The sequence below is a fragment of the Pseudomonas sp. nanlin1 genome, from assembly GCF_045571515.1.
GTDB lineage: Bacteria > Pseudomonadota > Gammaproteobacteria > Pseudomonadales > Pseudomonadaceae > Aquipseudomonas.
Window position 1 is genome coordinate 3,053,173 of sequence record NZ_CP124218.1, and the last position, 12,736, is coordinate 3,065,908.

The 12,736-nt window shown below is 59.8% G+C and carries 9 protein-coding genes; 3 read left to right on the plus strand and 6 right to left on the minus strand.

What is annotated here, in order from left to right; all coding sequences use genetic code 11:
- Positions 1–2: 2 nt before the first annotated feature.
- A complete protein-coding gene (locus tag QCL65_RS14180) occupies positions 3–1,181 on the minus strand; it encodes an MFS transporter (RefSeq protein WP_407309633.1) in 1,179 nt (392 codons plus the stop codon).
- Between the two features lie 226 nt (positions 1,182–1,407).
- Here QCL65_RS14180 and QCL65_RS14185 point away from each other — a divergent pair, with 226 nt between their 5' ends.
- From QCL65_RS14185 to QCL65_RS14195, 3 genes are all read left to right on the plus strand, one after another.
- Positions 1,408–2,466, plus strand: coding sequence for a tetratricopeptide repeat protein (locus QCL65_RS14185; protein WP_407309635.1), 1,059 nt, complete (start codon positions 1,408–1,410; stop codon positions 2,464–2,466).
- A 98-nt stretch (positions 2,467–2,564) separates the two neighbouring features.
- Entirely contained in the window at positions 2,565–4,049 is a 1,485-nt protein-coding gene (locus QCL65_RS14190) for an ATPase domain-containing protein (RefSeq protein WP_407309637.1), read from the plus strand.
- On the plus strand, positions 4,046–6,076 hold the full coding sequence (locus QCL65_RS14195; protein ID WP_407309639.1) for a response regulator: 2,031 nt from the start codon (positions 4,046–4,048) through the stop codon (positions 6,074–6,076). The genes QCL65_RS14190 and QCL65_RS14195 overlap by 4 nt, the downstream gene beginning before the upstream one ends.
- A gap of 7 nt (positions 6,077–6,083) precedes the next feature.
- On the opposite strand, the gene QCL65_RS14200 is transcribed toward QCL65_RS14195, so the two are convergent.
- The 5 genes from QCL65_RS14200 to QCL65_RS14220 form a co-directional block, all read right to left on the minus strand.
- Positions 6,084–6,461 (minus strand): response regulator, encoded by a 378-nt coding sequence (locus tag QCL65_RS14200; protein WP_407316855.1) that lies wholly within the window; start codon positions 6,459–6,461, stop codon positions 6,084–6,086.
- Positions 6,462–6,550: 89 nt separating this feature from the next.
- Positions 6,551–7,732, minus strand: a complete 1,182-nt coding sequence (locus QCL65_RS14205) for an ATP-binding protein (RefSeq protein ID WP_407309641.1) — start codon at positions 7,730–7,732, stop codon at positions 6,551–6,553.
- Positions 7,726–8,301: a chemotaxis protein CheB gene (locus QCL65_RS14210; protein WP_407309643.1), complete on the minus strand. Its 576-nt coding sequence runs from the start codon at positions 8,299–8,301 to the stop codon at positions 7,726–7,728. Before QCL65_RS14210 ends, QCL65_RS14205 begins: the two co-directional genes overlap by 7 nt.
- Positions 8,298–9,119: a CheR family methyltransferase gene (locus tag QCL65_RS14215; RefSeq protein WP_407316856.1), complete on the minus strand. Its 822-nt coding sequence runs from the start codon at positions 9,117–9,119 to the stop codon at positions 8,298–8,300. Before QCL65_RS14215 ends, QCL65_RS14210 begins: the two co-directional genes overlap by 4 nt.
- 32 nt (positions 9,120–9,151) lie before the next feature.
- A complete protein-coding gene (locus QCL65_RS14220) occupies positions 9,152–12,646 on the minus strand; it encodes a response regulator (protein WP_407309645.1) in 3,495 nt (1,164 codons plus the stop codon).
- Positions 12,647–12,736: the final 90 nt, after the last annotated feature.

A 12,736-nucleotide genomic window follows, 5' to 3' on the forward strand; every position in this document is an offset into this window, starting at 1 on the left:
CTCTACTGGGTGCGCCTGCTCCAGGCAAACACCAGCAACGCCAATGCGGGCAGCAGCGCGCCCACCCAGGCCACGGCACTCCAACCATAGTTTTCATACAGCGCGCTGGCGACTGCCGAACCCAGCGCGCCGCCAAGGAAGATACTGGTCATGTACACCGCGTTCAGGCGTGCGCGGCTGTGGGGGTCCAGGCCATAGATGGTGCGTTGGCCTAATACCATGCTCAGTTGCACAGCGAAGTCCAAAACGACGCCCGTGAGGGCCAGCCCGACGACGCTATAGCCCCACTGGCTGACCCCCAACAGGAACGCCAAGGGCGCCAGCAGCAACGCCAGCCACGAAGCTTTGACCGTATAACCGGCGTCAGCCAGGCGGCCGGCAATCGGTGCCGCCACGGCCCCCAGGGCCCCGACCAGGGCGAAAAGCGCGATCTGGCTTTGGCTGAGGCCGTGTTGGCGAGCCAATTCGATGGGCACGGCGGTCCAGAACAAACTGAACGCGGCAAACATGAGGCCTTGCAGCAAAGCCCGCTGGCGTAGCAATGGGTAACGCCGCAACAGCGTCCATAACGAGCCCAGGAGTTGGCCATAGCTGGCCTGGTGGGCGGGCTCACGCCGTGGCACGGTTCTGGCGATCACCAGCAGAATCACCGCCATCACGGCCGCCGCCGCCAGGTACACGGCGCGCCAGCCGAAATGGTCGGCGATCAGGCTGGCCACCGGCCGGGCCAGCAGGATGCCGAGCAACAGCCCGCCCATGATGTTGCCCACCACCCTGCCCCGCGCTGCTTCCGGCGCCAGGTTGGCCGCCAGTGGAATCAGCATCTGTACCGCCACCGAGCTGAAACCAATCAGCAACGCCAAGCCCAAAAATACCCCCGGCTGGCTAGACAGCCCCGCGCCGATCAAACTCACCGTCGCCACCGCCGTCGTCACCAGGATCAGCCGACGGTTTTCCAGCAAGTCCGCCAGTGGCACCAACAGCAGCAGCCCCAGGGCATAACCGATCTGGGTCAGGGACACGATCAGGCTGGCGCCGTGGCTCGACAGCCCGACTGCCGGGGCGATCAGCGCGATGATTGGCTGCGAGTAGTACAAATTGGCAACGATCGCCCCACAGCAAAAGGAGAAAAACACCACCATCGCTTGGGTCATTTCGGTACGCGCAGTTGGCGAGGTCATGGGGGGCCTGAATGTCGAAATAGCAGAAAGGTCGGCGCCCGGGCACTCAGTGGACAGGGCCACACATTGCACCCCGGGCCCCGCCCTTTTACAGCTTCGTTCAGCGCCTGCCAACTGAAACGTCCTACCTTGGCGCCAGCGGGTAGTTGCTCAATGGGCCAGATGCTGGTGAGTGAATGCTAAGATAACCCTACCCTGCAAAAGCCTTCGCGCTTCGGATCGCTGCATGTTCAAACGTTCGCACCTAGTGCTGCTTATCGTGCTGATCGCCGCCGGCCTCGGCCTGATGGCCGTCCGCTTGGCCCAGACGGCGCCAACGCCTTCACCGCAGACCCTGCAAAACGGCTATGAAACCGCGCTGGAACGAGCTCGCAACGGCCTGCCAGGCGCTGCGCGAGTGCTTTATCAGCAGCTGGCGCGCGACGACCTCAGTAGCAGCCGGCGTGCCAGGCTCTACCGGGAACTGCCCAATTACCCCAGCCCACAAGCCTTAAAACTGGCCGATGGCGACCTCCATCATGCCGCCCTCGTCGTGCGGCATGCTGCTATCGATGCGGTAACCGGCCTGGTCCCCGCCGCTCAACTGAGCCTAGTCCTGGGCCCGCTGCTGGACGACTCCGAGCAGTCGATCCGCTTCCAGGCCACGCGGGCGCTGCTGGGCCTCTCTCCGGACGAGTTGGGCCTGTTTTTTGGCCGTCTCCAGGCGGTGCTCGACGAGTACATACAAGCCTTGGAGCAGACGCCCGACGACAGCGCCGCCCAGCTACAATTGGCGCGCCTGTACCTGTATGACGCCGACTACCCCCAGGCCGCCCGCGCACTCGAGCGCGTCCAGCTGTTGGCACCCGATAACCTCGAGGCGCTGGCCATCCGTGTGCAAGTCATGGAAAAACTCGGTCAGGGCGACGCTGCACGGCAGATGCTCGCCGAACAATTGCAACGCAATCCGCAATCGGCGTTTTTGCAGCATCAGTTGGGCCTTTGGTTGCTGGCCCACGACCAGGGTGAGTATGCTCTGCTGGCCCTGGCTAAAGCCGTCGAGTTGCAGGGCGACAACGTTGAATACCGCTACCGTCTGGCGACCACCCTGCACGACCTCGAGCAGGTCGACGCGGCCCAGGTTCAGCTGGATGAAATCGTCCGTCAGCACCCCGCCAATCGTCGCGCTCGGGTATTACTGATTCAATACTGGAAAGAGACCGGTCAGTTGCAAAACGTGCAGATCCGCCTGGCGGAACTGGAGCAACAAAACCCCGACGACCCAGTTTTGCAACAGGGGCTCTGAGTTAGTAAATGGAACGACACTTGGCCGCCATGGTCGAGAACATAGCGACGTACGCATGACGTCGCCCTATCACTTGCTGGCTACCCGAGGGGACCTATTTGATCACGGCAAAAGCAGCCACCGGCATCGCCGGTTTGGACGATATCCTGGGGGGTGGCCTGTCTCGCCGTCATATCTTTTTGCTTGAAGGCCAACCCGGGGCTGGCAAGACCACGGTGGCATTGCAGTTTCTCCTCAATGGTGCCCAGGCTGGCGAGTGCTGCCTGTACATCACGCTCTCGGAAACCGAGCAAGAGCTACGTGAAGGTGCGCTGTCCCATGGCTGGGAATTACCGCCGCAAGTAGAAGTTTTCGAGCTGACGCCGCCCGAGATGATTCTCGACATGCAGCAGCAACAGAGCCTGCTGTATTCATCCGACCTGGAACTGGGCGAGGTCACCCGGCAGATATTCGAGCTGGTAGAGCGCGTACGCCCCACCCGTGTGGTGCTCGACAGCCTATCGGAGGTACGCCTGCTGGCTCAAAGCTCGCTGCGCTACCGCCGCCAGATTCTAGCGATCAAGCACCATTTCGCCCGCTATAACGCCACGGTCCTGTTGCTCGACGACATGACCAGCGAGCCGTTGGATAAAACCCTGCACAGCATCGCCCACGGGGTAATTCGCCTGCAGGAGACGGCACCGACCTATGGCGCCGAGCGCCGTCGCCTGCGGGTCATGAAGTATCGCGGCCAGCAATATCGGGGCGGCTACCATGACTTCACCATTCATCAAGGCGGCATCCAGGTGTTCCCGCGTCTGGTAGCGGCCGAGCATCGTGCCCATTACGCGCGCACTCAGCTCACCAGCGGTATCGGTGCACTGGACCGGTTATTGGGCGGTGGGATCGAGAACGGCTCCAGCACACTTATACTGGGCCCGGCCGGTACCGGTAAGTCATTGATCGCACTGATCTTCGCCGCTGCTGCCGTGGCGCGCGGCGAGCGGGTGGCGCTGTTTATCTTCGACGAAGAGTTGGGCCTACTATTCGAGCGCATGAAACAACTAGGGGTCGACCTCGAAGAATTTCAAGCCAGTGGCAAGATGCTGATTGAACAAGTCGACGCCGCTGAGCTGTCGCCGGGCGAGTTTGCCCACCGGGTGCGCAGAAGCGTCGATGAAAAAGAGATCAAGACCGTGGTCATCGACAGCATCAATGGCTACCAGGCCGCGATGCTCGACGAAACCTCGCCCGTACTGCATATCCACGAACTGCTGCTGTACCTCAACCGCCGCGGCGCTTCGACCTTTATGACCGTGGCCCAGCAAGGGCTGGTGGGCGACATGCGCGCGCCGGTGGACCTCACCTACTTGGCCGATACGGTCATTCTGCTGCGCTACTTCGAAGCCCATGGCGAAGTTCGCCGCGCCATGTCGGTGATCAAAAAGCGCTTTGGCGGGCATGAGTCGACCATTCGCGAATACAAGATTGGCGGCCACGGGCTTACCGTGGGTGAGCCGCTCTCCGCTTTCCAAGGCGTACTACGAGGTGTACCCACCTATATCGGCGAGCGTAACCCGCTACTGCCGGACCACGAGCAATGAGTGACCTGCAACCTACGTCTGAACGTGCAATTATCCTGGCGCCCATGGGCCGCGACAGCCAGATCGCAATCGACCTGTTGGCGCGCGCCGGCTACACCGCCGTCGCCGCCCGCGACCTGCCGCACCTATGCGATGAACTGCGTCTGGGCGCTGGCCTGGCGATCATTGCCAACGAAGCGTTGCATCACGTCGATCTGAGCCCTTTGACCACGGTACTCAGTGAGCAGCCGGCCTGGTCGGACCTGCCGGTGGTGTTTATGACCCACCACGGCGGGCCCAACCAGACGCCCGCCACGCTGTTTGGTAACCAACTGGGCAACGTAACCTTCCTGGAACGTCCTTTCCACCCCGTCACCCTGATCAGCCTGGTGACCACCGCCATCCGTGGGCGCCGGCGCCAGTACGAAGCCCGTGCGCGCCTGCTGGACCTCAGTGAAAGCGAGCAGCGCCTGCAGCACGCTTTGACTGCAGGGCGTTTGGGCGCCTGGCAGCTCGACTTGCCCAGCTACCAACTGACCAGCTCGGCCTTGACCCGCGCCCACTACGGCTACGGCGAGCGCCAGGCGTTTACCTTCCAGGACTGGCAAAACTCGATCCACGTACTGGACCGGCCCAAAGCCAGCCAAGCCTTGCGTAATAGCATCGAATATGGCGCCGATTACAGCCTGCAGTACCGTAACCAGTGGGCCGACGGCAGCGTGCATTGGGTGGATGTGCGCGCCAGGGCGATCCACAATAGCCGCGGCGAAGTCACCGGGCTGGTGGGCGTCTCGGCCGACGTCACCGAGCGCAAGCTGGCCGAGGAGCAATTGCGCGCGCTAAATGAGAACCTCGAACAGCAGGTCGAAGAGCGCTCAGCCCAGGTACGACTCAACGAAGAGGCGCTGCGCCAGTCGCAAAAAATGGAGGCCGTGGGCCAGTTGACCGGGGGCATCGCCCACGACTTCAACAATATGCTCACCGGCATCATCGGCAGCCTGGAATTGATGCGCAGGCGCCTGGCCCGAGGGCGCACCGAAGAATTTGCCCATTTGATCGAGCTGGGTATCACTTCGGCCAATCGCGCGGCGGGGCTGACTCACCGGCTACTGGCGTTCTCCAGGCGGCAGTCGCTCGACTCCAAACCCGTGCGCATGAACCAACTGGTACAGGCCATGGATGAGCTGCTGCAACGCAGCCTAAATGAAAGTATTCACCTGGATATGCACTTGAGTGACGACTTGTGGGTCGCCGAAGCCGATCCGCACCAGTTGGAGAGTGCCCTGCTCAACCTGGTGCTCAACGCCCGCGACGCCATGCCCAACGGTGGCCAGTTGCGCGTACGCACCAGTAATACCCACCTGGACCCCGCCTTCACCGCCGCACACCCCAACCTGCAACCCGGCGACTACGTGCAGTTGAGCGTGGCCGACAGTGGCTGCGGTATGCCCGACAGCGTAATCCAGCGCGCTTTCGATCCGTTCTTCACCACCAAACCGATTGGCCAGGGCACCGGCCTGGGCTTATCGATGATTTACGGGTTTAGTAAACAATCACGCGGGCACGTAGCGATTGAAAGCCAGATGGGCGTGGGCACCACGGTACGGCTTTACCTGCCGCGCTTCGTTGGCGTCGAAAGCGACGACACCGTGATCATGCAAAGCCCTGTGGTGAGGGCTCGCCAGGGTGAGAGTGTATTGATCGTGGAAGATGACGGCGCCGTGCGCCATTTGGTCTGCGAAGTGCTCAACGAACTGGGCTACAGTTACCTGGAAGCAGGCCATGCCGACGCGGCCTTGGCGATCCTCGAGTCTGCCCAGCGCATCGACCTGCTTATCAGCGATGTCGGCCTGCCGGGCATGAATGGCCGCCAGCTGGCGGACATCGCCCGCCAGCTACGCCCAGGCCTTAAGGTGTTGTTTATCACCGGATACGCCGAGCACGCTGCGGTAAGGGCGGGTTTTCTCGACGAGGGCATGCAGATGATCACCAAACCCTTTGCGTTTGACCTGCTAACCGCACGGGTCAGGGAAATGATCGAAGCCTGAACAATGTTCAGGCGAGCATCTTTTCAATTTCTATCTGCAGCGTGTGCATGTCGAAGGGTTTGGCGAGAATCGGCGCACGTTTAGCAATCGGGCTACCTGAGTCGAGAATTTCTGCCGGGTAGCCACTGATGAAAATCACTTTTAAATCCGGCCGCAGCATCAGGGCGGGCTCGGCGATCTGCACCCCCGAGATGCCGCCCGGGAGCCGGTAGTCGGTCACCATCAAATCCAGGTGCGGCTTGGAGGCCAGAATCTCAAAAGCCTGTTCACCGTTTTCTGCCTGCAAGACCCGGTAACCGAGGCCAGACAGATAATCTGACAGCAGCATTAGAATCAGGGGCTCGTCCTCTACGATCAGAACGACATCTTGTGCATCTTCACTCATGGGAAACCTATGTGCTGAAAGACTCGCTGCCATTACGACCATGGGCAGCGCCAGAGGTTGCGCTAAATGTCGGGTTTGCGCCAATCCCCTTAGAGGGGTAACCGGACAGTGAAGCGCGAACCCTCGCCCAGAGCGCTCTCGACACCGATACGCCCGCCGTGGGCCGCAACAATTTGTTCGGAAATAAACAGACCCAGCCCTAGGCCGGCCGCCACATTGCTGCCCGACACCCGTTCGAACTGTTGAAAAACACGCGCCTGGTTTTCTTTGCTAATGCCGATGCCATGGTCCTGAACTTCCAATACCGCCTGGCCGTTGTGGGCATACACCGTCACCTCAACAGGCCCTTTGCCACCATAGCGTAACGCATTGGAAATCAGGTTGGACACTACTTGCTCGATACGAAACTCATCCCACGTGCCCAGCACAGGTTCTGGGGCCTTGAGCGTCAGGGTGCAGTCCGCTGCGGCCACTTGCGCCATAAAGGTCTCCAGCAGGTTTTGCACCATCTGCACCAGGTCGAACTGGGTCGGGCGAATGGATAGCTTGCCTGTGCGAATCCGCGAAACGTCGAGCATGTCTTCGATCAACCGGATCAGGCTTTTGATCTGGCGCTCGTCGCGATCGACCATGGCGCGCAGCTTATCCAGGGTGAAGGCGTCGGCGTTGTCGCGGGCCAAATGCAACTTGCGCAGCTGGGTCTCCAGGATCAGCCCATTGAGCGGCGTGCGCACCTCGTGGGATACGATCGACATAAAGTCGTCACGCATGCGCACCGCGTGCTCCAGCTCGTTCTGGGTGACCTGCAGGCGCTTGAGCAACACCTCCTGCTCCTGGCGGCTGCGCTCCAAGGCTTCGACCTGGCTGCGCATCGCCTTGCGCTGGCGGTACAGGTCGACGAATACATTGACCTTACTTTTAACCGCGTGCATGTCCAGGGGCTTGTGCAGAAAGTCCACTGCCCCGCTTTCATAGCCTTTGAACGCGTAGTTCATCTCCCGGCCCGCCGCACTCACGAACACAATCGGGATGTTTTTGGTTTTCTCCGTACCCCGCATCATTTCCGCCAGCTCAAACCCGTTCATGCCCGGCATCTGCACGTCCAGTATGGCCAGCGCGAACTCATGCTGCAGCAGTAGGGACAAGGCTTCGTCAGCCGACTGTGCGCTATACACGGCTCGGTCGTCGCGGGCTATCAATGCCTCCAGGGCCAGCAGATTCTCTGGCAGGTCATCGACAATCAGGAGCTTCGCTTCAATGTGACTTAACATGTGCCTCGTTCCAGCTCGGCCAACAGCTTGCCGATGCCGTTGAGTGAAAGAATATGGTCCGGGCTGATCAGCCGCAGAGCCGCTTCGGGCATCACTGACACACTCGCCTCGCGAGGGTCTTGGACGATGGTCAAACCACCGGCGTTTTGAATACTGGCCATGCCTCGGGCGCCGTCTGCGTTCGCCCCGGTTAGCAGAACACCTGCCAGGGCCTGGCCGTAGGCATCGGCAGCGGAATCAAACAGTAAGTCGATGGCTGGGCGGGAATAATGCACGCGATCTTCCTGGCTGAGGGAAAAACTATAGTCACGTTCCACCGAGAGGTGGTAACTGGGGCCGGCGAAGTAAAACATGCCCGGCTCGATGGTTTCTTTATCGCGGGCCTGGCGCACCGGGCGGTGTAGCCGGCGTTCGAAAACCTCGGCCAAATGGCTATGCCGCTGGTCCGGCAGATGTAAAACGGTGATGACCGGCAGGCTGAACTGGCTGGGTAAGCTGCTGAACACACTGATCAGTGCCTCAACCCCGCCAGCGGAAGCCCCGACCACGATCGCCTCATATTCCTTCATGATTTGCGGTAGATCCGTTCCGAGCGCAAAAGCGTTTCAAAACGCGCGCTGTAGGCCGAGAAGTCGAGGGTTTCCTTGCTACCCAGCATCAAAAATCCTCGATGACACAAGGACTCGTGAAACAATCCGAAAGCTCGATTCTGAAGATTTTTATTGAAATAAATCAATACGTTGCGACATGAAATTAATTGAGTTTCTGAAAAGACGCTGTCGGTCGCCAGGCTATGGTCGGCGAACGTTACGTTGTCGCGCAGGCTGCTGTCGAAGATAGCGTTGCCATACGCTGCGGTGTAGTAGTTGGAAAACGCCTGCTGGCCTCCGGCGCGCTGATAATTCTCGGTGTAAGTGCGCACGCTCTCCATGGAATAGATGCCTTGCTTGGCTTTGTCCAGCGAGGCCGGGTTGATATCGGTGGCATAGATGATGGTGCGTTCGAGAAGACCTTCCTCGCGCAGCAGGATCGCCATCGAATAGACCTCCTCCCCCGTGCTGCAACCGGCGATCCAGACCTTGATCGACGGGTAGGTACGCAACAGTGGCACCACTTCCCGGCGCAAGGCCAGAAAGTGCTCGGGGTCGCGAAACATTTCACTAACCGGGATTGTGAGGTATTGCAGCAACTGCATGAACACACCCGGGTCGCGCAGCACGCGCGCCTGCAACGCCGACACCGTGGCGCATTCCAGTTGCCCTAGGGCGTGGACGATGCGCCGCTTGATCGAAGCCCCAGAATAGTCGCGAAAATCGTAGCTGTACTTGAGGTAGATCGCGTCGATCAACAGGCGAATTTCAATATCCAGGTTGTCCCCAGCCGACAGGCGCCCAGAGCGCCCGCCATGTGCATCGGTCACTAAATGCGCTCCAGTTGCGGCAGCCAGACCCGGATCAACGAAAACAACCGATCCAGATCGATGGGTTTGGCCAGGTAGTCGTTGGAGCCTGCTTCCAGGCAGCGCTCCTGGTCATCTTTCATGGCTTTGGCCGTCACCGAGATAATCGGCAACTTGCGCCAGCGCGGGTCCTTGCGGATCTCGCGAGTGGCTTCGTAGCCGTCCATTTCCGGCATCATGACGTCCATCAAAACCAGGTCGATATCTTCGACCGCATTAAGGCGTTCGATGGCTTCACGGCCGTTACGGCCAATTTCGACAATCGCCCCTTTGTGTTCCAGAGCGCTGGTCAGGGCGAAAATATTGCGCACATCGTCGTCGACCACCAGTATTTTGCGGCCCTCGAACACCTTGTCGCGACTACGGGCGGTTTTCAGCATCTTCTGCCGCTCATGGGACAGCTGCGACTCGACTTTGTGGAGAAACAGAGTGACCTCATCCAGCAGGCGCTCGGGCGAGCGCGCACCTTTGATGATGATCGAGCGCGAATACTTGAGCAGCTCCGCTTCTTCATCGCGGGTCAAATTGCGCCCGGTATAGACGATCACCGGCGGGAACGAACGGATCTCTTCGGTGGCCATGCACTTGAGCAACTCGTTGCCCAACATGTCGGGCAGCTTCAAGTCGATGATCATACAGTCGTAGACATGCTCACGGAGCAGATCGAGGGCATCCTGGGCCAAGCCGACGGCGGTGATCTCGATGTCTTCGTCGCCAATCAGGCGCGCGATGCTTTCACGCTGTAGGTCGTCATCTTCCACCAGCAGTACGCGCTTGACCTTTTGGGTCAGCTTGGCTTCCAACAGGGCAAACACATCTTTGAGCTCATCACGGCTGGCAGGCTTGACTGCGTAACCCACCGCGCCCATATGCAGCGCAGCTTCGACGCGGTCCTCTACCGAAATTACGTGCACCGGAATATGCCGAGTGGCCGCCTGCTCTTTCAGACGTTGCAGTACGGTCAGCCCAGAGTGGTCTGGAAGGCGCATGTCGAGCAGGATCGCATCCGGCACAAAGCGTAAGGCCAGGTCGAAGCCCTCATCCGCGCCATGGGCCACCAGGCAGTTGTAATTGAGCTCATGGGCGAGGTCGAAAAGGATACCGGCGAACTTGGGCTCATCCTCGATCACCAGAATGCAACGCTTGTCGAAAGGCGCCTTGCCACGGTCGTCAGCAAACTGCGCAATGACAATGCTCGGCACCTCGATCACCGGTTCCACGGCGCGCGCCACGGGCACCCTAGGGGCGGGCTCGTGCATCAAAGCCGGCGCTTCGATCAGGCGCTGCTGCTCTTGGTAATGCTCAGGCAGTACCAGGGTAAATACGCTGCCCTGGCCCGGCGCGCTGCTGACCGTGATGTAGCCGCCCAGCAGGTGCGCCAGGTCACGGGAAATCGACAGCCCCAGGCCGGTACCGCCATAGCGGCGGTTGGTGGTGCCATCGGCTTGGCGGAATGCCTCGAAGATACTTTGTTGTTGATCCAGCGCAATGCCAATCCCGGAGTCGCGCACCTGAAAGGCAATGCCTTCGTCAGGTTGCCGCGCCACGGTCAGGGTAACGCTGCCGCTTTCGGTGAACTTCAACGCGTTGGACAGCAGGTTTTTCAGGATCTGCTCCACGCGCTGGCGGTCAGTGAACAACATGGCCGGGGCATCGCTTTGAATTTGCGCGCTGAAGCTCAACTGCTTGTCCTGGGCCAGGGGGTCGAACGTGGACCGCAGGCCGTCGACCAGGCGCGTGACACTGGCGTTCTCCGGGCGTACCTCGAGCTTACCGGCCTCGACTTTAGAGATATCCAGAATGTCGTTGATCAGGTTCAATAAATCGTTGCCGGCGGAGTAGATCGACTCGGCGAACTTAACCTGCTCGGGGGTCAGGTTTTCGTGAGCGTTTTCAGCCAGCAATTTGGCCAGAATCAACGAGCTGTTCAGCGGTGTGCGCAGCTCGTGGGACATATTGGCGAGAAATTCCGACTTGTATTTGCTCGAGCGTTGCAATTCGGTGGCGCGCTCCTCCAATTGCACCTGGGCCTGGTTAAGTTCGGCATTTTTGCGATTGAGCGCATCACGCTGCTCACTCAATGCGTCAGTGCGCTCGGCCAGTTGCTCGTTGGTCTGTTCCAACTCGGCCTGTTGCGTCTCCAGGTGCGCCTGGGACTCTTTGAGTACCCGGGACTGCTCCTCCAATTCTTCGTTGGCGGTGCGTAGCTCTTCTTGCTGCACCTGCAGCTCTTCATTGAGCTGCTGGGTTTCGGCCAACACTTCTTGCAAGCGCTGACGGTAACGCGCCGCTTCGATCGAGGTGCCAATATTGCCGGCGATCAACTCGAGTAAGTCGACATCGCGGTCGGTGCTGGGCCGCATGAAACCCAATTCCACCACGCCGTTGATCTGCCCGTCGTTTACGGTCGGAATGACCAGAACGCTTTGTGGCAGCCCCTGGCCCAGGCCCGAGGCGACCTTGAAATAGTCATCGGGCACGGCATCCAGAGCGATCAGGCGCTTCTGTAAGATGGCCTGCCCCGGTAGACCCTCGCCAGGCATTAGAACTTGTTGATGGGATTCCTGGGCGTGGGAAAAGCCGTAGCTGGCGACTCGACGCAGGTTGCCTTGCTCGTCGCGCACATAGACAGCAGCCACGACGCTACCCAAGTACTGGGCAAAAAATTGCAGGATATTACGCCCAAGGACTTGAAGGTGCAGTTCGCCCAACACCTGCTCGGCCAGTTGTGTCTGGCCCTCGCGCAACCAGGCCTGCTCCTGCAACCGCTCTGAGCTCTGGCGCTGGGCCTCAAGGTTGGCGCTGTAGGTTTTCGACAGGCTCAACATGTCGCGGCGGCCGGTCAAAGCCAGGGCGACGCTAAACAGCACCATAAACAACAGGTAAATGGTGACCGACAGGGTGACCGATTTACCTGCGTCATTGTTGCGATCGATACGCAGCTGTTGCTCCTGCGCAATGAACTGCTCGAACTCCCGGCGTATCTCGTCGGTCAGGCGCTTACCACGACCGGTTTGCACCGCGCTGCTGTAGTCGCCCGACGTGCGTTTTTGCTCGATAAGACCCTGGGCATAATTAACCCAATCCTTTTGCAGCCCCATGATTCGGGTAAGGCGGTCGACTTGGCGCGAGTTGTCCTGGACCAACGTCTGCAACGCAGGCAACTCGGCGGCTAAACGGGGTTTGGCCAGTTCATAGGGGTTCAGATAGCGCTCGTCGCCACTGAGCAGGTAGCCGCGCATGCCGGTTTCCATGTCGACCGACAGCTTCACCGCTTCGTTGGCATTGTTGATGACCCGGTCGGTGTGCTCGACCCATTCGATGTTCTTCATCAGGTACGCAATGATGCCAACGAACACCAGAGTGCTCAGCACGCCAACACCAAGGGGCAGACCCACGTTGCGGGTGAGCAGCTTGCGAAAGTTCGATTCATCGATCAAAGCGGGTTTATTCATGTCCATTGGCCCGGGGCGCTAGCGTTGAAGCGCTGGATTTTGCAGCAAATCTGACTCAAAGATCTATTTTTCCTACAGAAAATTCCGAAA